Origin of the sequence: Rhodocytophaga aerolata (assembly GCF_030503435.1) — a bacterium.
GTDB classification, from domain to species: Bacteria; Bacteroidota; Bacteroidia; order Cytophagales; family 172606-1; genus Rhodocytophaga; species Rhodocytophaga aerolata.
Window position 1 is genome coordinate 384,309 of the sequence record NZ_JAUKPO010000003.1, and the last position, 20,250, is coordinate 404,558.

Consider the following 20,250-nt stretch of genomic DNA (forward strand, 5'->3'; position numbering starts at 1 on the left):
TCCAAGGGCTCTTTTCAACTTTTGAGTAAATTTGTATGTTGAGAGATAAAGATGGAAGATTACAATATATTTACCTTACCCAATGGTATACGCATTCTTCATAAACAGGTAACGTATACCAAAATAGCTCATTGCGGTTTTATTTTAGATATTGGCAGCCGGGACGAAAAGCCTCATCAACAAGGTATAGCTCATTTCTGGGAGCATATGGCATTTAAAGGCACCAAAAAACGCAGGTCGTTTCATATTATCAATCGGTTAGAGTCACTAGGTGGAGAACTGAATGCGTATACCACCAAAGAAAAAATATGCTTTCATGCCTCCGTATTGGATAGACATTTTGAAAAAGCAGTTGAACTGCTCACCGACATCACTTTTGACTCTGTATTCCCTGAACGGCAAATTGAAAAAGAACGCAGTGTAATTCTGGAAGAAATGGCCATGTATTACGACTCCCCGGAAGATGCCATTCAGGATGATTTCGATAATGTAATTTTTGCAGACCACTCGTTAGGCAATAATATTTTAGGTACTACCGAAAGTGTCCGGTCTTTTCATAAGGAAGACTTCAAACAGTTTATTCTGGAAAATCTCAATACCGAGCGGATTATTTTTTCTTCAGTGAGTAATTTGCCTTTCTCCAAAGTAGTGAAAATGGCTGAAAAGTATCTGGCTCATATTCCTGTATTTTCTGCTAAACATGTCAGAGATCCTTTTACAAATTACAAACCCAAGCAGATAGAAAAAACACGTAGCGTTACACAAGCGCAATGTGCTATTGGCCGCACAGCCTACGCATTAAATGATAGTAAGCGGCTACCATTTTTTATGCTCATTAATATTCTAGGTGGCCCAGGTATGAATTCACGCCTAAACCTGGCACTTCGTGAAAAATACGGGTTTGTTTATTCAATAGAGGCTACTTATACACCTTATATAGATACAGGTTTTATGGCTGTATATTTCGGTACGGAAAAAAGACAGTTAAATAAAAGTATCGCTTTGGTTCAGAAGGAATTAAAATTGCTGAAAGAGAAGAAAATGGGTACTGTTCAGTTGCATGCAGCTAAGGAGCAACTGATGGGGCAACTAGCCATGGCTGAGGAAAGTAACTTAAATTTTATGCTGATGATGGGTAAAAGCATATTGGATTTAAATCGGATTGATACGCTTGCTGAAATTTTTGATAGTATCCGAACCGTTACAGCAGCTGAATTACAAGATTTAGCAAATGAAATGTTTGCCCAAGATGAGCTAAGCCTTTTAACCTTTCTGCCTGAACAGTAGAGATTAACTTTGCAAGGTTTATAAATTTATATTTAATGAGCTTACGTATGTTACTCAATCATACGTTGTTATTAATTGAATACCGATGCTACCATTTCACTACATCATCATCCGAAATAAATGATACTCGATGAATCGTTAACTGCCTATGTAGAAACTCACACAACAGCAGAAACAAAACTTCTTCAGAAAATAAACCGGCAAACCCATGCCAATGTGTTGAAACCGCGAATGCTTTCTGGTCATTTACAAGGCAGGTTACTTGCTATGCTCTCTCACATGATCCAGCCAAAGGCTATCTTAGAAATAGGTACATTCACTGGATACTCGGCTATATGCCTGGCTGAAGGTTTGCAGAAAGATGGTAAATTATATACCATAGATATCAACGAAGAGCTGGAAGAGCAGGTTAGGTCTTATTTTGCAGAATCAGGAATAGAAAATAATGTGGAGTATTATATAGGAAATGCTTTAACAATAGTTCCTGAGCTTAAAGCAACATTTGATCTCGTATTTATTGATGCAGATAAAATCAACTATGCTACTTACTACGATTTGGTATTCGATAAAGTAAGGCCAGGCGGATATATTATTGCCGATAATGTATTGTGGAGTGGAAAAGTTGTTGAGCAAACGCATAAAAAAGTAGATGTAGATACCCAAGCCATATTGGATTACAATAAAAAAGTGCAGCAAGATTCACGGGTAGAAAACATTTTGCTCCCCATCCGCGATGGTTTGTTAGTTGCCCGCAAATTGTAGAGAATGCGACGTGTTGGTAAAAAGTTTGTTGAAGCAACCAGAAATTAACATGATATTTGTGTAAGAACACAATAATCTGCTTTTACGTAGAGTTTCAAAACAAACCGACCACTACATATGTCTCAAAAACACCACCTATATCTTACAATACTATTTTGTTTCCTATGTATCTGTACTACATTCGCTAAAGAGGTTCCTCAATATATGGAATTTGCCGGCATGAAACTGCGCATTCATGAGTCGGCCCGCAGAAAGATTGCAGCCGATGTAGAAGCGTTAACCAGCAATTCCAAGTATTTTCAGCTGAAAGTAGACCGCATCAATATGTATTTTCCCCTAATTGAGCAGATACTGGCAGAAGAAGGCTTACCAGACGATTTTAAATACCTTGTTGTACAAGAAAGCTCACTGATCTCTGATGCCGTATCTACGTCGAATGCTGTAGGCTACTGGCAATTTAAAAAAGAATCGGCTCTGGAAGTAGGTATGGTGGTAGACCGTGATGTAGATGAACGTAAACATATTATAGCCGCTACCCGCGGTGCTGCCCGCTATTTAAAAAGAAATAATTTTTACCTGCAAAACTGGATTTATACACTCCAATCCTATAATAATGGGCTGGGAGGTACACAACGTAGTGTGAACCAACGCCACATTGGGGCTGAGAAAATGGATATTGACAACAATACCCATTGGTATATACTTAAATTCCTGGCACACAAAATAGCCTTTGAAGATGCCATAGATAAGTCGGCAGATCTCCCGGTAACCTTGTTGCAATATCCGGATTGTGAAGGAAAAACCCTGGAAGAAATAGCTCAAGAAACAGATGTCCCTCTGGCTGAACTGGAATTGTATAATAAATGGCTTAACCGGAGAAGAGTTCCGGAAGACCGTGATTACATTGTGATTCTCCCCACGCCTACGCAGCAGGCAGAAGTTCTCTTAGCAAAATTAAATGTACCACGGGCAAATTTGCCTGTAGAAAATGTATCCGAAGAAGAGGAAGAAGTGATTCCGGTTGCATATCAGGCTAAGCTAACAGCGGCTTTTCCGGAATTAAAAGCTAAAAAGAACCGCATTAGAGGAAGCAATAAAGTTATATTATATGCCATTAATGGTAAGCCGGGCATACAAGCACAACCCGGAGATAACAGCGCAAAACTTGCCCAGAAAGCAGACATAGACCGGGTAAAATTCTTGCAATACAATGATTTAAAAGGTAACGAGGCTCTTATTCCGGGCGAAGTATATTATCTGCGCAAAAAGAAAAGCAGAGCAAGGGTAGAGGAACACATTGTAACTGAGGGAGAGACTTTATGGAAAGTTTCACAAATGTATGGTATCACGATGAAAGCCCTCATGCGGAAGAACCGGATGAAAAGACCCGAAAAGCTAAAACATGGCAGAGTATTATGGCTACGTGATATCCGGCCTGCCAGTAAACCTGTTGAATTCAGAAACATACCTAAACCTGCCACTACAATAGCTTCTAAGCCAGTGGAGAAAGCACCTGTTAAATCAGAAAAAATAGTTTCTAGCAAGCCATCAACTGCTACAACTGTCGAAAAACAACCTGAAAAAACAACGTCTCCAAAAGCTGAACAACCATCTATAGCAACGTCTCCAGTATCGTCAACGCCTCCTTCATCAGAATCCACTTCGCCAATAGAGACTTTAACAGAAATAAAAGCTGACACGGTACCCATTCAACAGGCATCAACCTCGCCTGTACAGCAAGCTGTAGATTCATTGCCCGATGATAGAGAAACAACTGGTGAACAAACACAGGTACATACTGTAACAACCGGACAAACACTGTATGCAATAGCTAAATTATATGCTATTACTGTAGCTCAACTTAGACTATGGAATAACCTTCCCGAAACAGAGGGCATAAAAGTTGGCCAAGCTTTACAGGTGGCGCCTCCGTCTGAACCAGTACAAACGAGCAATGATTCTGCGGACAAGTTTAAAGAATATACTGTTCAGAAAGGAGATTCCTTATACAAAATAGCTAAAGCACATGCAGTAACCGTGCAAGAATTACAGGAATGGAATAACAAAACAGATTATAATGTTGCGGTAGGGGAGACGTTAAAGATAAAACAAGCTAAATAAATTATTTCAGCTGATGTATAGAAAATTGCACAGGTAACATGTTGCTAATAGAGGGAGAGACATAAATTTTGTTATTCTCACTTTGCATTATCAACCGTATAGGAGCTTCTTGTTTTACTTCATATTCCAGTAAGGCTTGCCTGCATGCCCCACATGGAGCAACAGATGTAAAACCTAAGGCATCTTTCTTACATGCAGCTACGGCAATAGCCATTATTTTCTGCTTCGGATAGTTGGCACTGGCAGCAAAAACAGCCGTTCTCTCCGCACAAAGCCCTGATGGATAAGCAGCGTTTTCCTGATTACTTCCCAAAACAATAGTTCCATCTGCAAGTAGTAAAGCCGCTCCTACATAAAAATTTGAATAGGGAGCATAGGCTGTTTGGCAAGTTTGTTTCGCTTTTTCTAGCAGGTTAATATCAAATTTATCCAATTCTTCTGCGTTATATTCATAAAGAAAAATATTTAAATCTAGTTTTTTCATAATTCATTAATCGTTTAATTTAGTGGGTAGACAAATTTTGTATCTACAGTAAGGTTAAATGTAATAGAATATACCTAGGATTAAAAATTATCTTGATATATTCCTATTATTCATTTTTTACTTAAGCATAGATATACAAATTTTAAACAAAAAATTATCCATTAGCACCTAAAGCCGTTATTCATATGTTTAATTCTTTCGATAATAAAGAATCTCAACTTAAAAAAATATTAATTCTAGGGGCTGGGAGGTCATCTACTTATTTGATTGAATATTTAGCTGAACAAGCTCCTACGCATGGCTGGCACCTGACGGTGGGAGATGCAGATTTGTCGCAGGCGCAGCGTAAAACAGCACCCTATGCACATGTAGATGCTATTTTATTTAATATTTTTGATCAGAAACAAAGAGAAAAACAAATTAGTCAGACAGATGTAGTAATTTCTATGCTGCCTGCTATTTATCATATTCATGTGGCACGTACTTGCATTCGGTTTGGAAAGCACTTGCTGACAGCTTCCTATATTTCTCCTGAAATTAAAGAATTAAATAAAGAAGCTTTGCAAGAAGATGTTCTTATTCTGATGGAAATGGGATTAGACCCTGGAATTGACCATATGTCGGCTATGCAGGTAATTGACCAGATTAGATCTCAGGGAGGAAGTATTATTTCATATAAATCATATTGTGGTGGCTTAGTTTCTTCGGAATCTGATGATAATCCCTGGGGATACAAATTTACCTGGAACCCCCGGAATGTAGTAGTAGCCGGCCAGAGCACAGTTAAGTATATGGAAGATGGCCAGTATAAATATATTCCGCCTCACCAGATATTCGACCGGGCAGAACCTGTGCATGTAGACGATTTTGGGTTAATGGAAGCCTATGGTAACCGCGATTCTCTATCTTATAAAGATATATATGGCTTACAAAAGGCTACAACTATTATGAGAGGAACATTGCGGAAAACAGGTTTTTGCAAAACATGGCAGATACTAGTTAGACTGGGCATAACTGATGACAGTTATACGCTGGAAAATTCAGAAAATATGACTTACCTGGATTTTATTACTACTTTTTTATCAAACAGGTTTGATGTAGAAAAATCAGTCGAGCAACGTGTAGCAGCATATATGGGACTGGCGGAAGACTCTGAAGAAATGCGGAAAATAAAATGGTTAGGTTTATTTGAAGATGAAAAAATAAATTTACCAAACGCTACACCAGCACAAATACTTCAGGAACTGCTAGAAAAAAAATGGATTCTCTCACCCGGCGATAAAGATATGGTCATTATGCAGCATCAATTCAAATATGAAATTGAGGGTGAGATAAGAAGTTTAGTTTCATCACTGATTATCAAAGGAGAAGATAATTTACATACAGCAATGGCAAAATCAGTAGGTTTACCATTGGCAGTAGCAGCAAAATTAGTATTACAAGGAAAAATTGTTCCAAGAGGGGTACAGATTCCTGTTTGGCAAGAAATATATGCGCCGGTAATGGAAGAGTTAAAATCATTAGGTGTAGAATTTAAAGACGAAGAATCTAAAAAAAGTCAACATTTATCAGCTTAATATAACCACTTCTTTGCAAGCCTCAATAGCTCTCTATTGGGGCTTTTTTCTTATATGATGTAACAGTTTCTTCAACAAAAGTTTTAATTAGAAACCAACATGTCAAATATAAAAGCATAGGTAGTTATAGGTAAATGTAATGCTAGTTATTATGCTCAATATTTTAATTAAAATCTGTATTGAATAGGAATTTAACAAGGATTCCATTAAATTCATAGGTATACTAAAGCCTAAGCGTATGAATAAGCAATATGTATCTATTAAGGAAGCCATCGAGATTACGGGTATGAGCGATGCAAGCATTCGGAGATTATGTAGAAAAGGCTTAAAAGGAAGAGATTATAAATATGATGTTGAAGGTAAACTATATGTAAATGATTTGTTTCTGTATACTTCCTATCCACCACAAAATAAAGCTATGCAATTGCCTATAAGTGTTGATTATGAACGATTAAAATCCCTTGAACAAGAAGTAGTACAATTTAAAGAAGCAGTTAAGCAGCATCCCTTAGAGTTATTACATGAAAAAGACAAGCGCATAGAAGATTTAAAGGATGAAATTGAATCTAAAAATGCCACTATAATGAACTTATCCTTAGCTATTGAAGGATTAAACAATAATATAGGTATGTTATCAGAACGTACCAGAGAGCAAAACATCATTATCCAATCTCTTCAAGAAAAAGTATCTCATCAATTAAAACCATCATCCCAAGTTCAAGTCCAACCCACCAAAAAGGAAAAAGGTGTGTATTTTATAGATAAGCTATTGATAGGCGTGGCCGTATTAGCTTCAATAGCAATCCTTTCTTTTATAGGCACGATGCTCTTTGCCTATTTCAGCAATTCATAATAAAAGATTTTACTCATAAGGCCAACAAACCATTACAGAATTAGTTAATAGTATTCAAGATAACCTTCCTATGATCCGTACAATCTTTTTATTCTGTTTTACTATACTAATAAGCTCTGCCATAGCCCAAAGATCTTCTGCCGATCAGATATCAACCAATAAAGGTACGCTGACTATACAACCCATTTTGCATGGGAGTGCGGTACTTACCTGGGATAACAAAACGATTTATATAGACCCTTATGGTGGTGCAGAGGCTTATACAGGTATAGCTGCTCCGGATTTAATTCTGATCACTGATATACATGGAGACCATATGGATCTTAAAACTCTGGAGAGCATAGATATTTCTAAAGCCAAAATGGTAGTACCACAAGCGGTGGCAGAGCAACTTCCGGAGAAATATAAAAGCAATTTAGTAATTGTGGCCAATGGGAATAAAACAGAACAAGCAGGTATAAGCATTACTGCTATTCCAATGTATAATTTGCCAGAAACTGCAGATTCCAGGCATCCCAAGGGCCGTGGAAATGGGTATGTATTAACCATCGGAGGCAAGAATGTATACTTCTCTGGTGATACAGAAGATATTCCTGAAATGCGTTCCCTTAAAAATATTGATGTGGCTTTTGTGTGTATGAACTTGCCTTTCACAATGGATGTAAACCAGGCAGCAGAAGCCGTATTGGCTTTTAAACCTAAGCTTGTCTATCCATATCATTACCGCGGGCAAAATGGCTTAAGTGATACAGAAGCATTTAAAAAAGCTGTAACTACAGGCAATAGTAAAATAGAGGTGAAATTGAAAAATTGGTACCCTGGTACGTAGCAGTAACCCTAGAGATATTTACAAAATGGTCTCATACAGAGATGACATTACTTATCTCTGTATGCTCGTCCGTTACACTCTTAATAAGAGTATAACCTATTGCTGATTATCAATAAGTTAAGAGCTAATGAGTAACAAAATAGAAACAGAAAGCTAAGAAATTGCTACTTTTTGCTGCTTAAAACCCTCCTCAACAGCCTTAGCTAAACAGCTTAGATCTCCTACAATATCTTCTATTTCCACACTTCTGCCTTCTTGAATAGTTGCATACTTCCATAGATAAGTCTGAGCCTTGAGTAAAGATTCAAGTATTTGTCCGGGGTAATAGGAAAAGAGTACTTCTTTAATCGCAGTAATGTCAAACTTATTGCCGGTACTGGCATTCTGAAAACTGTTTTTGTCTGGCATCATTTCCTGCAATAGCCATAGTACCCAGTAATTATCATGGTTTGCATCTTCCCGTTGATCAGAAAGCAGTCTGAGTAAATTCTTTTGAAGGTTTACTATTTCCTCTTCAGGAGAGCCTGTTTTGATAGAGATTACAAGGCGGTCATTTTCTAATACTACTGACATGTTTTAAAAAGTTAAGGGTGAATAAATAGTTATATTTTGATCTTCAAATACACAGCGGATAGGTGTATTACACGTTAGGCAGGCGAGCCTAGCAAATGCCCTTGTATCTATAGCCTGCATTTGAAAGGGCTTAAATTCAGTATCTGCTTTGCATTTCTGGCAGAAGTCAATGTAGGTCTCATCCAGAGAAAAACTTTCAAGTCTTGCCTTTAATAATGGAAGTTGTGTTTGTGTGGACATAATAGCTAAAATGAAATTTGTTTTAATAGGTTATCAATTTTCTCCTGGTATTTCATCATAAAGTGCTGCTCATCTTTAGCAAACTCGCCTTTCTTAGTCTTAGCAAAGTATAGCTTCTGATAGTGCCGGAACTGCCTGGTATATTCTACGAGTTGCTTGAACTTATCATCATCGGATGAGAATACATCCGTAACAGGAGCTGCCACCGGCTCTGGCTGCTCATCAATGCTTATCAGCTTCTGGCCGTATAGATAAGCCTCAAAGCTTTGACGTGGTTTAATATGTCGCATGGCTAACAGGAATAAAGCTCATGGCATAACTCATCACGTAATCATATCTGGCGTTCATCCAGTGATACATTTCCAAGTAGTAGGAGGCATCTTGCTTGCTGTAGTCTTTCACCAGGTCATAGGCCAGTAATAGCTCATGAGTCGTTTCCAGCATTTCGTCGGTTTGTTCTTTGTAGTGATCCAGCTTAGCCTGGGCCGGGCGTACGAATCTAGCTTGATTCGTTTGTTGCGGAGGTAGTTGAAAGGTGTACATGCTAAAAGAAAAAACCTTGGAGCTCTCAGGTTTTGCACGGGGCCAATACTCCCCACCTTTGAGCTTCAAGGCTTCTAGAATGTCTTTTGATATATTGGGAACGGGTGCAAATCCGTATAACAAATATAGTAAATGTATTACATTAATACAAATAAATGGGGTACGTTAATTATTAATTTATTCAACTTTTTATTAATGCAACACATTTATTTTATATTTGAATAAACCGTAATTGAATGGCCAGACCAAAAGTTGATAACCCCAAAGTAAGCAGAAGCATACGCCTTACTGAGAAAGCTGTAGAGAAAGGAGAGGAGGTAGCCAGAGAAAAAGGCTTTAGTAATCTATCTGATTTTTTACGTTCCCTTTTAATGAGAGAAATTGATGAGTTTGAGAAGAGAAAAAATAGTCAATGATGAACCATTATAAAGTATGAAATTATTCATTCAACGACAAAGTTCATCAAGTTACGGGTATAGCCAGTCAAAAAAGATTTTAATTTAAATCAATGTATTTTTCTTCTTATCATGTAAGAATTAAGGTGATTCATTTTTATAAAGAAATTTGTTTTTAGCGTTACATTTTTAATGTAATCATTGTTCACGATAACTGTGCCTATTTCGCTATATTCATTATTTAGGAAATTTAGTAGTTCGGAAAACTCAGAATGATTAAATTTATCAAATAATAAATAGTCAAAACTAGCTTCTAAATATTCTTTTTCTTCATGATAAAATTGTAAAGTTTCTATCTTGTTTAAAATTTGCGAGGCTAAAAACAACAGAGAGTTGAATTCACTTCCATAATACTCTTGTCTTAAAATTCTTTCAAACTGCTCTCTTTCTTTTTTATGTAAATCCTCTGCTGTTATACTGCCATATTTTACTAGCCCCATATCTTGGTTATAGCTTCCAATATTAGAATACATACTTGCAATGATATTTGATTTAATAGCTTCAAAATCTGGAGCACTATTATGTTTTTTAAAATCTTCTAATAATCTTAGTGTTAATTCAAAGTTGCGTTCCTTATCAATTCTATCAAATTGGCTTTTATTAGCATTAAATTGCTGCTTAAATGATAAATAGACTAAAAGCAATCCAACAAAATTTAATATTGGGCCTGTAATACCGCCAATAGTATCCCCAATTGCGCCAGTATTATTAAATTGTAAAGCGGTATGGAAAGCAGGACGTGTAAAAAAGAATGGAGCTAGTAATGCGAAAAGCAGACCTGTAGCAATAATTAGAATAGGAATATTCTTTTCTGAAAATAATTTCATAATTAGCTTTAAGGAGGTTAATCGGTAAACTTTAAGGAATAAAAGAAATATTTAAACTAAAATAAAGAAATTGATTCTTATAAAATTACTTTGTTTGTTACTTCTTCTTTCATTCCAGAATCTATCTGCATGGAATGGCCGCTAGATCCCTCAGTATATCATCCAATTTTGCAGGTACTTATATTTGCCATTGCTATCACTGGCGGTCTATGGCTACACTCGCTCATTTATCCAACCAGGAAACAATGGCTAAAGAAGCAGAGAAAGAAATACGACTATTAGGAATTATTCCCTCTGGCTTATATATTCAGACTTTATAAATAAGCCAATGACCAGCTCCCTGCTTTTCTCTAATCAATACCTAATCGATAACATTGCGGATGCCTGCCAGAATTTTGTGGAAACCGAATATTTGCGGATGAATTAGGCTAAAAATACCCATTTCCAGGTATTGACAAGCTTTATTATTTTCTGTAAATCACCCTCAATACATTACAATTATTTTATAGTACTCTTTTATAAAAATAAAGCTTCAAGCTTTTAACCTTCTACTACTCTACTTCTAAATGAAAATTTCACAAATTGAATCACTTAATATTGATTTATTAAGTAAAGGACTTCCTACGCTTACACCAAATATTGGATGCTATTTAGTTGAAGCAGCAAAATATCTGCTGATGAGCAGGAACCATAACAGTGGGGTTACATTTTCGATCAATGGCTTATGCAATAAAGATTATTCTTTGGAGTGGGAAACGCCACTTGACCAAAGAGCAAAATTTGGTTGGAGGGATCATCAAGAGGCTACTGAGTATGGAGCTACAGGTATAGCAATTTTGTTAGCTGTACGTCTAACTGAATATACAACAGTAGAAAGATCTTTTAAAGGGACAGGTTTTGATTATTATCTTCTTTCTAGAACTGACAATGATGTTTTACCTTTTCAGCATGCAGCCAGGCTTGAGATTTCTGGTATAGAACAGGGCAATAAAAAAACGGTGCTAAGAAGAGTTGAAGCAAAAAAGAAACAAACCGATCGCTCTGACAATACTAATCTTGATGCGTTTATTTCAGTAGTAGAGTTTAATAACCCAATGGGGCATTTTTGTAAAAAATGAGCGAAATTATTGTACAACATAACAAAGCCATGGACTTGGCTGAGATTGCTTTTCTTGAAAAAAGAAACGGCAATTATGAAAAGGCTATAGACCTTTTTGCTGAAGCCTTTATTTACGAAAGAGATGCAGCTTTGAGGACACAGATGTTATCAGGAAGCGAACCTTCACGGTCTATTCTGTTTAAAAGTGCAGCCTCGCTAGCTATGAAATCAGAAAATTTAAGAGAAGCGGAAAGAATGGTTGCTTTAGGCTTGGCAGGGGACCCCCCAGAACAAATAGCTGAGGAACTAAGAGATTTATTTGAGCAAATAAATTTTGAAAGGCACTTAGCATTAAAGGGTATTACACTTGATGAGAATGATATTCAATTATCCCTTTCAGGGAAAGATGTGGGTTATGGTGTGGCCAGGGTAGAGGAGTTTACCAAAAGACTCTTAATTTTTGAAAAATTGGTATATCGAACAGCTGAGAGAATCAAAGGAACACCTTTTAGAGAAACCGGTGAGGTAAAGGATATTATAAAAAATGATTTTGAGCAATACATATCTGTGCCAAGAGCAGCCAGTTTTGCTGTAACTGTTAAACTTGGTAAACCAACTAAACAATTGTCGATAGTTGATTTAACTAATGATGTTGTAAAAGAAATTTTCAGTGGAATATCTTTGATTAATTCGAATGAACATGAGTTGTTGAGTGAGAAAATTGCAAATGAAGATTATTACAAAAACTTTGTGGCTCTTACTAGACAGATGGCGCCAGATGGAGAAAGAGTTAAGTTGGTTGGACTAACAACTATGCACCAAGGTAATATTCAAAAAGTAGCATTTACAAAGAAAAACTTTGATATCTCCCTTACTCCTTCAAATGATATAAAGAAAATAGAATTAATGAATCAGCCTGTTGAGATCACTGGCCGCCTTGGATTTGCTTCTGTTGATAACAGTGAAATTAGATTAATAACTGATAAAAATGATAGATACAAAGTTATTGTTCCAAAAGGCTTAATGGCTGATGTGGTAAAACCTTATTGGGAAGAAGTAGTTACTGTTGTTGGGTTTAAGCGATCTGCTAAAAAAATAGAAATGCTTGACATAAAGAAACCGGATTGAAAGCTAATGCTAAATGTTTTAGGTAAAATCCAAAAAGATTAAATAAAAAAGCCCCTCCAATGGAAAGGCTGTTTTACCCATAACTTTTTAGATTGTAATCTACTCTTGTAACGTATTTATAGTCAATTAGTTAAAAACTTGTAATACCATCAGGCAGAAACCAGAAGCCAGTCCGCTCCTCTACAGGTACATCTGGTAAAGGACCAAAGTAAAAGCTGTAATCCTTCTCTTTCTTTCTCTGCTTTATCTTCTCTACGTTGCCGGATTTAATGGCAGATCGCAGGTTGCTTTTGGGGTTTCTCATAGCTAATCTCTGTAGTTAACGGGTAATAATAATAATACTTGGGTGGTTTCAGGCTTTGCAATCTCTACTAACCTACTAGGATTATACAGCCTCTGGTAATACTTGCCTTGCTTGTCATACTCAACTACCAGGTCGCCTGTGGTAGCCCGTTTAATTTTGGAAAGGTCGCCGGATCGGACGGCCTGACGAAGTTTACTGTATTGTTTTTTCATGTTTCCAGGTGAGGTTTAGTGAGGTTGCTAAAGCTGTATTTCATCTTCAGAGGAGGCAAGTTTCATTAACGGAGAGGCTACCAGAATAACCGGCAGATGGCTTCCATCTTTGGGATTTTCATATAGGGTATCGTCTGCATTGTATAAATTCTCACTGCCTGCCTTCCGATGCAAGAACACAATCTTAGGTGCCTGCTCAGTAGGGTTAGTTAAGTTTTGAACGGCCTGCCTGTCGCCTTGCTTGATAGCCTGTAGTAATTTGCGGTTAGTTGCTTTTTTCATGGGGTGCTGCTCTGTTTACTAGCTTATCTGCCAGTTCATTAATTTGCTCTTCTGTCATGCGGTCAATAATATCATCTACCGATACATAGCCGCCTAAATGCTTCATAAGCTTATCAATGGCATCCAGCTTGGAATGTAGCTTAAATTCTTTCGTAGTGGTTTGATAGTCTTTGCCTTTGGTAATGGTTGTTTTAATGGAAGAGATAGCGGCTGCTTTACTGACATCTATCTGAGTAAAGTCTTTGCATACATGATCCGAATCAATAAAGTCTCCAATGTTGGCAAAAGCAATCTTTGATAGTTCCTCTACTAGCTTTTCTATTGTTACAATCGTTTTCTCTGCCATAGCTTGATTAAATTTTTCAATTGCTGATTTTATTCCAACATTTTCCAACAATTCATGACTCCGGGCTTTAGCATAGGTTTCTGAATAGCCGGCTGCAAGGGCTGCCTGGTAAGCATTACCTGACCTAAGGTATTCATTTACAAAAACCGTTTGCCGTTGATTAAGCATACTTATTTAAGTTCTGCTGATCCTTTTGCATATTTTACACCTTCCTGCACTTTCTCAATATCAGATACTCTCACATAGATAGGCTGGGCTTTTACACCCGTCTGTACATGTTGAGATATATCCTTGTTAGAATCAATCCTTTGTTGCACTGGTGTAGATAATCCCTTTACCACTTCCACACCTCCATATTCAAAGAAAGGTCTGCCACCACGCCTTACGTTCTCTGCTGAGAGCATGGATAATCTTCTCGTATCGTTGCGTTTAACAATAGCAATGGTTTCTCCTGCCTGAGCCTCGAATGTCTGGCCACTATCGGGAGAGTAGAAGGTTGTGCCACCAGCCGAATGATCTTTACCACCTACCAGGAAGCCTCCCCCATATTCGAACTTTGGAGGTTCGGGTGTAGGCTCTGATAATAGCTTCTTAGCCTGAGCCACATTAGCAAGGATTCTGGCAAGGCCAGCTGTAAACTGTAATACACCTGCTGCACCACCTGTGAGTAAGTTTAAAGGATTTCCTTCAGATGCCTTTATCAGCTCTGAGATGGCAATAGCTGTGTTTGTAGCTATTTGTGCTACGGCAATACCCTTTCCAAAATCAGTTGCTTCAGCAGACTTACCGGTAAGTAGTTCTATGAGCGATCCAGCAGAGTCGGTTATAGCAGAAAGCGTTTGCAGTTTAGCCTGCTCTATAGCAGTCTCCCTATCTGCCTGGTTTTGCTTAATTTCTACCCGCTTATCTGCTATTTGCTGCTCAATATCAACGGTATACTCGCCATACTCCTGGGCTAAGGCCAGCTGGCGTTCTAAGCGTTCTAGCTCAATTTTATCCTGCTCTGCCTGAAACTCCTCATTTTCAATACCACCTCCTAACAGTTTGGTGGTAAGCTCTAATGTCTTTTTATCAGATGTCTCATTGGTTGTACGTGTACGGATTTCCTTATCCGCATCAGCAGCGGCTTTGGCAAAATCCAGTGCCTCTTGTGCTTGCTGCCGGGATAGTTCGAGTAGCTCCAGGGCTTCTTTCTTTCGATTCTCTAGAAATTCTTTGCGAAGCTTTTCTATTTCTTTGATCGTGGTCTGCTCAATGAGTACTCGCTTTTCCTGGGTGGTGCCTTCATTTAGTAAGGTCAGGTCTCGTTCCGCTTTTAGCAGCTGCTCGCGAAGTTCCAGTTCTTTTTCTGATCCTGCTGCTACGGCTAGTAGTTCGGTTTCAATGGTGGCTTTCCGGTCTTCCAGCTTTGCCTGCAGGAATGCTTTGTTTTTCTCTTCTGCCTCCCTATTCAGGTTAAAGTTTTCAGTGATGTACTCATTCTGCCGGCCTAAGGAATCTTCCAGCAAATCAGCAAGCTCCAGCCTGGCCTCTTCCCGTTCACGTAGTTTCTCATTACTGATGTTGGCCTCACCTAACAGCTTTATTTCTTTATCGAGGTTATCAAATTTGCGCTGGAATAAATCTGATTCAATTTTAAGCCGGTCCTGTTCCAATTTCCTGGCCGCTGTGTTAGCGGCTATGCGTTTCTCAATGGTGTTATACTCATCATCGCGAATATTTTTTAATCTCTCCTCTTCTGCCAGCATTTGCTTAGTTCGGGATAGCGATAAGATTTCTTCCCTCTCTAATTGCTTACGCTCTAAGTTGAGCTTATTCAACGCATCTGCCTGGGAATAGATACCTTTAGCAAAATCACTAGCAGCGGAGGCCCCTCTGGAAAACTTACCGGTAATATCTGATACACCAGTACTTGCCTGCAGTAATCCGTTGGCCAGGGCTTTCAGATCCCGATCACCTATGGCTTTGACTATCACACCAAAGGCTTTAAACCGGTTTTCTATGTTTTCTTTAATCAGGTTGCCAAAGTCAATAAGCAGTTGCTTTGGATCAGATAAGGCTTTAACAAAGTTCTCCCCAAACTTTACAATCTCATTTGATATAGCTTTGGTAATGGTGGAGAGTATGCCAAAGGTACGGGTGAAGAACTCCATAAACTGGGTGTTCTCCTGCAATAGGGTAACCAGGCTAATTAAGCTGGTGAGAAACAGGCCAATGGGGTTTGTTTTAAAGGCAGTGCCTACCCCGTCAATGGTTTTGCCAAAGTTGGTATTCTCTTTAATGGCATCCGATATAGCGCCCCGGTAATCGCCCACAGAACGGGAAAATACACCTATGGCCTCTTCCTGGTCTTTAATCGTATCGCTAAGATCTTTAATCCGCTTAATCTGCTCTTTTGTCGGATTGGCCAGATTATCGTATTCTTTGCGTAGCTTCTTTAACTCTTCCTTATTTGCAGCCAGGGAGCCTTGATTAAGCTTTTGTACAGTAGTAAGCCTTGCCACCTCATCTTTGAGCCTTGATACACGGTTAGCCGCCTGCTGAAAAGCTTCGCTACCAGCATCCGATTTCTCAAATTCTTTTTGAGCTTCCTTTAGCTTAGCTTTTACCTCCTCTAAATTCTTGAGCAATCCGCCTTTATCAATGGCAAGGTCAAATAAGATTTTCTTTCCAGTGGTTTCCATCTATGGGAAATAGTTTATTGATTGTCTGAATTCAACAGGTTAGATAAATCATCCGGGAACTCACCTAGCAGCTGCTCATTTAAGATTTCTGCTTTATGCAGCCTTACTTTGCTATCCAGGGTTATTTCCCGAAGGTTAAGCACCTGATTTGATAAGTTGATCATCTGATCCAGGTAGGAACTGCACCGGCCTTCCGCATTTTTCAGGGAGGCTTTCAGTTCTTTATTTTGCTGCTCTAATTCTTTGATTTGCTTTTTAGCCTGGTAGCACTTTTCCCGTTCTTTCTGGTAGTCAGTTTTTAGCTGCTCATTTTCCTGCTTTAAGAATTTGCGGGTATTTCTAGGATTTCTTTTGAATAGGGTAAACATAAGGTATCGGAGAGGAGGTTAGCAAGTGATGAATAAATTGTAAAACAGGCAATTAGCAGGGCTAAAGGCTTGTTTATTCGTGAATACAATAGAAAAATTAAAAATGTGATAGCAGGCCTAACCGGTGTTTTAATACACTCGGATTAATCAGGCATTCTTTGCCATCAATAGTCCAGTCTCTGGCGTCAGTAAGCATTTCCAAAGAAACAAACCAGGCAGCCTTGTTTCTCAGAGCCATCTTTTCAAGTTCATTTTCCCGCTCTGGAATAATGGAGTTATACAGGGTTGTTAGCTTGTTATAAGTTTCCATGGCCAATCCTTCCAGTATAAGGGTGTTTTGATCGAGTGCCAGCTGAGTAGTTTCCAGGCATACCTTGCCGTTTTTATAGCGGAAATTTCCTTTTGGCTTAAAGTTTACACTCCCTTGAGAAAAACTAGGATTGCGGACCTCTTCCATCAAAGCAAGTTCTGCCGGTTGTAGTTTCACTTGCCCTGTTAGATCTACGCCAGCCGCTTCAAATGCCTGCCAGCCTGGTAGCTGCTTTACCCGTTCTTTGCGGAATAGCGGTTCCAGGTTAGCTAGTTCAAAATCTTCCGGTAAGGCTGCTTTTATTTCCGGAGCAAGGGCATCAATTAACTCCTGAAATTCTTTACAAGTGTCTGCAGCCAGTTGCTTGATGTGAAAAAAGTTTTTGTGGTAGAAGGTAAGACTTGCTTGTGTTGTGCTTTTGGGAGCTTGTTGTGTTGTAGTTGCCATATGTTGATTGCTTTTTGTTGATTCACTAATTTTATTTTGTCTTTGATAATATTGAGTTGAATGCGCTCTTGGGCTATTTCTCTTGGCGCTTTGCCGTGAATGGTTTGCAGCAAGAATTCTATGTTTTGATAGAGGCTACTTACTTCAGGTATAAAAGAACTATCGGTTATCATTTCAACTACTTCTTTCGAGTCCAGACCTCTTTTCTCGATTAGTTCCAAATCATCGGCTAAAAGCCTTAGGCCGCTTATTAACTGTTTCATAAGGCGTTGATATGTTTACTGGGCTTCGTATTGCAGGCAGAAGCGTTTGTTTTGAATGTAGTATCTGGAATGGTCGCCTTCATAGCTGCCTCCAAAGTGGAAAGAGAGCAGCCCCCAGGGTTGGTTGACATGTAGCCTGTGAAACTCATTGGCCAGCTTTTCCAGCTCCATGGCTAGTTTCAATAGTTCGGCCTGCTTACCGGTAGCATAGGTTTTCACCTGTTCTTTGTAGGTACCAATATATTCTGTATTCAGGCGTATACCTTTCTTATCTATGGTGTAAAAAGCCCAGTCTACGCCTTTGCTTCGTACGGCTTCAATAGCTCTTTCCAGTGCCTCAACCGTTGCAGGCTTCTCGGCTATTTCATAGAGGAACTTTACTTTATTAATGGGCATACCGTTGATATCAGCGGGTACGGCTTTCAGGCGTTCGGTTTCAATGAAGGATTCAGGAGCCCGTAGTAAGTCGGCCAGGGTTTCGGCATCACTAATTTTAGTTTCAAACTTGTTCGCCTGGTAGCTGGTAAGTACTTCTGATAGCAGAGGTAAAAGAGTTTCCGCGTACTTTACCGTATTCTCAAACTGCTCTGTATTTTCACTGATTAGTATTCTTTCGGTTGGTTCTTTTTGTGCTTGTGGGCTCATGTTATGGAATAGATTGAATATGTTGACGGATGGACTTTCTGGTTTTCCTGCTCACACCGGCCTGGGCTTCTTTCAAGGCGCAAATCAAATGCAACCTATGCCGGATCGGTAAGGAAGAGGTATTGATTTGCTCAATGGTCTGCTCTACCTGCATTCCCTCCACTAGCAGGCCGGTACTGATGATTTGCTGGCAAAGGCTCTTAGCCTGTTTTAGCAGGGTGTAATCAGGAGTTGACATAGCTTAACAGATTGGAATGTGTCGTATACCACCGTTTGCGTTTCTTCTTAGCCGGTATTTCACCACTGCGGAATTTTCTAAGCAGTGATTGCTTGCCACACTTTAGAATCCTTGCTGCATCTTCTGTTGTGTAGACTTCATCATTTGGTTGAGAGCTGGCTAAAGGCGTGGGTACTTGCTTGATTTGCGTCATATCTTACAGGTATTTATAGCTACAATATAGGTATAATAGCATACCTTATGAACTCAGTATCAATTACCTGTGAGTTTGAATTGTAAGGATTTAGCCTTGTTTTCTTCTAGTAAAACTTTAGGCCAGTTATGAAAGTAAATCTTACATGAGGGCTTTAAAATAGCTAGGAAGGCCGTTTTTCTACAGCTATACCCAGCTCTTTGAGTAAGGCATCGGTTTTTAACTTAGCAGCCAGCCGGTCATTACGCAGTACTTGTATAGCCAGGTTCGGCTCTACTTTGAGGAGTTTGGATATTAATTCAGTTCTGCTCATATCTTTTCTCTTTATAATTCAGTATAAAACTATTCAACTTTTAACTCCTGGAATGACTGAATGAAATGTAGCTCCTTATAATCTGGAACAGCTATGCCATATTATAAAATAAAAGTAAAGTCATTTGATACAGCTCGTGAACTATGGATAGCTATACAGGCGGAGAACTTACCCATAGCCATATCCAAAGCCAATGAGTATTGCGCGTATACTAGAAGCATCTATTATCCGCTAGAGCAGTCTTTACATGAGATTACAAAGGAGGAGTATGCTACTTATATGAGTAAAACTCATTTTCATTAATAGCTTCATACCTCCACTTTCATTGTTTTCTCAATCTCGTACAGCATCGCATTAACGGCACTAATAGCCTTCATAGTTTTCTCATCATCCGTATCTACGTTATAGGGCTGATCCGGGTGTATATCTTGTATACGCCTTCTGAGTTCTGCATTAGCCAGGTAAAGCTTTACTAGTACCGTACCAGCATGCACTACATCACAGCTGGCCGTAAACTCATTAATAATGGTATCCGCATCTTTAATTACGGGTTGTTTGGCTTTTGTGTTTTTCATGGAAGTTTTGTCTAAATGTGTCTATTATAGATGAGTTAGAGGTAAGAAAATTAGTTTAGGAGGTTTGTTTTAAGTTTTGCCCTGATTACAACTTTTCGCCCTGTTTTTGCCCTACTTTTGCCCTGTGTACTTTGAAGGTAAATAGGCCTATTTTGCATAATTAAGGGCTTTTTTTTCTTCTTTTTCTGCTTTAGGGCAAAAGGGCAAAAAAACTGCTATATATATGCTGGGGTATATACTATTATATAAGTACCTATTTTTTATATAGTCTTTTCTCTTTATTTAGACTCCC

28 protein-coding genes are annotated in these 20,250 nt (G+C 38.5%); 10 read left to right on the forward strand and 18 right to left on the reverse strand.

All coding sequences use genetic code 11. From position 1 onward, the window contains the following. Positions 1–51: 51 nt before the first annotated feature. From Q0590_RS08360 to Q0590_RS08370, 3 genes are all read left to right on the forward strand, one after another. Complete coding sequence (locus Q0590_RS08360) at positions 52–1,287, forward strand: M16 family metallopeptidase (RefSeq protein ID WP_302037056.1); 1,236 nt, start codon at positions 52–54, stop codon at positions 1,285–1,287. A 120-nt stretch (positions 1,288–1,407) separates the two neighbouring features. Then, positions 1,408–2,049, forward strand: coding sequence for an O-methyltransferase (locus Q0590_RS08365; RefSeq protein WP_302037057.1), 642 nt, complete (start codon positions 1,408–1,410; stop codon positions 2,047–2,049). Positions 2,050–2,268: 219 nt separating this feature from the next. Beyond that, positions 2,269–4,170 carry a LysM peptidoglycan-binding domain-containing protein gene (locus Q0590_RS08370; RefSeq protein WP_302037058.1) on the forward strand — a complete coding sequence of 634 codons (1,902 nt, stop codon included), beginning with the start codon at positions 2,269–2,271 and terminating at the stop codon, positions 4,168–4,170. A gap of 1 nt (position 4,171) precedes the next feature. On the opposite strand, the gene cdd is transcribed toward Q0590_RS08370, so the two are convergent. Continuing rightward, positions 4,172–4,654 (reverse strand): cytidine deaminase, encoded by a 483-nt coding sequence (gene cdd / locus Q0590_RS08375; RefSeq protein WP_302037059.1) that lies wholly within the window; start codon positions 4,652–4,654, stop codon positions 4,172–4,174. Positions 4,655–4,839: 185 nt separating this feature from the next. Here cdd and Q0590_RS08380 point away from each other — a divergent pair, with 185 nt between their 5' ends. From Q0590_RS08380 to Q0590_RS08390, 3 genes are all read left to right on the forward strand, one after another. Continuing rightward, positions 4,840–6,231, forward strand: a complete 1,392-nt coding sequence (locus tag Q0590_RS08380) for a saccharopine dehydrogenase C-terminal domain-containing protein (protein ID WP_302037060.1) — start codon at positions 4,840–4,842, stop codon at positions 6,229–6,231. Between the two features lie 238 nt (positions 6,232–6,469). Then, positions 6,470–7,084: a hypothetical protein gene (locus Q0590_RS08385; protein WP_302037061.1), complete on the forward strand. Its 615-nt coding sequence runs from the start codon at positions 6,470–6,472 to the stop codon at positions 7,082–7,084. 70 nt (positions 7,085–7,154) lie between these two features. Then, complete coding sequence (locus Q0590_RS08390) at positions 7,155–7,913, forward strand: MBL fold metallo-hydrolase (RefSeq protein WP_302037062.1); 759 nt, start codon at positions 7,155–7,157, stop codon at positions 7,911–7,913. Positions 7,914–8,066: 153 nt separating this feature from the next. Here the strand turns inward: Q0590_RS08390 and Q0590_RS08395 are convergent, their stop codons facing one another. Genes Q0590_RS08395 through Q0590_RS08410 form a run of 4 tightly spaced genes read right to left on the reverse strand, consistent with a single transcriptional unit; the run spans position 8,067 to position 9,269 of the window. Then, a complete protein-coding gene (locus Q0590_RS08395; protein ID WP_302037063.1) occupies positions 8,067–8,486 on the reverse strand; it encodes a hypothetical protein in 420 nt (139 codons plus the stop codon). Between the two features lie 3 nt (positions 8,487–8,489). After that, a complete protein-coding gene (locus Q0590_RS08400) occupies positions 8,490–8,726 on the reverse strand; it encodes a hypothetical protein (protein ID WP_302037064.1) in 237 nt (78 codons plus the stop codon). A 5-nt stretch (positions 8,727–8,731) separates the two neighbouring features. Further along, on the reverse strand, positions 8,732–9,016 hold the full coding sequence (locus Q0590_RS08405) for a hypothetical protein (RefSeq protein WP_302037065.1): 285 nt from the start codon (positions 9,014–9,016) through the stop codon (positions 8,732–8,734). Beyond that, positions 9,003–9,269, reverse strand: a complete 267-nt coding sequence (locus Q0590_RS08410; protein WP_302037066.1) for a hypothetical protein — start codon at positions 9,267–9,269, stop codon at positions 9,003–9,005. The genes Q0590_RS08405 and Q0590_RS08410 overlap by 14 nt, the downstream gene beginning before the upstream one ends. A 236-nt stretch (positions 9,270–9,505) precedes the next feature. On the opposite strand from Q0590_RS08410, the gene Q0590_RS08415 reads away from it, so the two are divergent. Then, positions 9,506–9,685 carry a ribbon-helix-helix domain-containing protein gene (locus Q0590_RS08415; RefSeq protein ID WP_302037067.1) on the forward strand — a complete coding sequence of 60 codons (180 nt, stop codon included), beginning with the start codon at positions 9,506–9,508 and terminating at the stop codon, positions 9,683–9,685. Positions 9,686–9,774: 89 nt separating this feature from the next. On the opposite strand, the gene Q0590_RS08420 is transcribed toward Q0590_RS08415, so the two are convergent. Then, positions 9,775–10,551: a hypothetical protein gene (locus Q0590_RS08420; RefSeq protein ID WP_302037068.1), complete on the reverse strand. Its 777-nt coding sequence runs from the start codon at positions 10,549–10,551 to the stop codon at positions 9,775–9,777. 566 nt (positions 10,552–11,117) lie between these two features. On the opposite strand from Q0590_RS08420, the gene Q0590_RS08425 reads away from it, so the two are divergent. Beyond that, positions 11,118–11,669 (forward strand): hypothetical protein, encoded by a 552-nt coding sequence (locus tag Q0590_RS08425; RefSeq protein WP_302037069.1) that lies wholly within the window; start codon positions 11,118–11,120, stop codon positions 11,667–11,669. Next, a complete protein-coding gene (locus Q0590_RS08430) occupies positions 11,666–12,778 on the forward strand; it encodes a hypothetical protein (protein WP_302037070.1) in 1,113 nt (370 codons plus the stop codon). Before Q0590_RS08425 ends, Q0590_RS08430 begins: the two co-directional genes overlap by 4 nt. Before the next feature lie 130 nt (positions 12,779–12,908). Here Q0590_RS08430 and Q0590_RS08435 read toward each other — a convergent pair whose 3' ends face one another. From Q0590_RS08435 to Q0590_RS08485, 11 genes are all read right to left on the reverse strand, one after another. Then, positions 12,909–13,082 carry a hypothetical protein gene (locus tag Q0590_RS08435; protein WP_302037071.1) on the reverse strand — a complete coding sequence of 58 codons (174 nt, stop codon included), beginning with the start codon at positions 13,080–13,082 and terminating at the stop codon, positions 12,909–12,911. A 2-nt stretch (positions 13,083–13,084) separates the two neighbouring features. Continuing rightward, a complete protein-coding gene (locus Q0590_RS08440; RefSeq protein ID WP_302037072.1) occupies positions 13,085–13,294 on the reverse strand; it encodes a hypothetical protein in 210 nt (69 codons plus the stop codon). A 27-nt stretch (positions 13,295–13,321) separates the two neighbouring features. Continuing rightward, a complete protein-coding gene (locus Q0590_RS08445; RefSeq protein WP_302037073.1) occupies positions 13,322–13,576 on the reverse strand; it encodes a hypothetical protein in 255 nt (84 codons plus the stop codon). Next, the gene (locus Q0590_RS08450; RefSeq protein WP_302037074.1) at positions 13,560–14,090 is read right to left on the reverse strand and encodes a terminase small subunit; all 531 of its coding nucleotides are present in this window, start codon (positions 14,088–14,090) and stop codon (positions 13,560–13,562) included. The genes Q0590_RS08445 and Q0590_RS08450 overlap by 17 nt, the downstream gene beginning before the upstream one ends. 2 nt (positions 14,091–14,092) lie before the next feature. Further along, a complete protein-coding gene (locus tag Q0590_RS08455; RefSeq protein WP_302037075.1) occupies positions 14,093–16,606 on the reverse strand; it encodes a coiled-coil domain-containing protein in 2,514 nt (837 codons plus the stop codon). A 14-nt stretch (positions 16,607–16,620) separates the two neighbouring features. After that, positions 16,621–16,974 carry a hypothetical protein gene (locus Q0590_RS08460; protein ID WP_302037076.1) on the reverse strand — a complete coding sequence of 118 codons (354 nt, stop codon included), beginning with the start codon at positions 16,972–16,974 and terminating at the stop codon, positions 16,621–16,623. 97 nt (positions 16,975–17,071) lie between these two features. Continuing rightward, positions 17,072–17,731, reverse strand: a complete 660-nt coding sequence (locus Q0590_RS08465) for a hypothetical protein (protein ID WP_302037077.1) — start codon at positions 17,729–17,731, stop codon at positions 17,072–17,074. Between the two features lie 278 nt (positions 17,732–18,009). Next, a complete protein-coding gene (locus Q0590_RS08470) occupies positions 18,010–18,639 on the reverse strand; it encodes a hypothetical protein (RefSeq protein WP_302037078.1) in 630 nt (209 codons plus the stop codon). A gap of 1 nt (position 18,640) precedes the next feature. Next, positions 18,641–18,877 (reverse strand): hypothetical protein, encoded by a 237-nt coding sequence (locus Q0590_RS08475; protein ID WP_302037079.1) that lies wholly within the window; start codon positions 18,875–18,877, stop codon positions 18,641–18,643. Then, on the reverse strand, positions 18,864–19,070 hold the full coding sequence (locus Q0590_RS08480) for a helix-turn-helix domain-containing protein (protein ID WP_302037080.1): 207 nt from the start codon (positions 19,068–19,070) through the stop codon (positions 18,864–18,866). The genes Q0590_RS08475 and Q0590_RS08480 overlap by 14 nt, the downstream gene beginning before the upstream one ends. A gap of 163 nt (positions 19,071–19,233) precedes the next feature. Continuing rightward, positions 19,234–19,383, reverse strand: a complete 150-nt coding sequence (locus Q0590_RS08485) for a hypothetical protein (protein WP_302037081.1) — start codon at positions 19,381–19,383, stop codon at positions 19,234–19,236. Between the two features lie 93 nt (positions 19,384–19,476). Between Q0590_RS08485 and Q0590_RS08490 the strand changes: the two genes are divergently transcribed. Continuing rightward, positions 19,477–19,686, forward strand: coding sequence for a type 2 periplasmic-binding domain-containing protein (locus Q0590_RS08490; RefSeq protein WP_302037082.1), 210 nt, complete (start codon positions 19,477–19,479; stop codon positions 19,684–19,686). 5 nt (positions 19,687–19,691) lie between these two features. Here the strand turns inward: Q0590_RS08490 and Q0590_RS08495 are convergent, their stop codons facing one another. Beyond that, positions 19,692–19,958, reverse strand: coding sequence for a hypothetical protein (locus tag Q0590_RS08495; protein WP_302037083.1), 267 nt, complete (start codon positions 19,956–19,958; stop codon positions 19,692–19,694). Positions 19,959–20,250 lie beyond the last annotated feature (292 nt).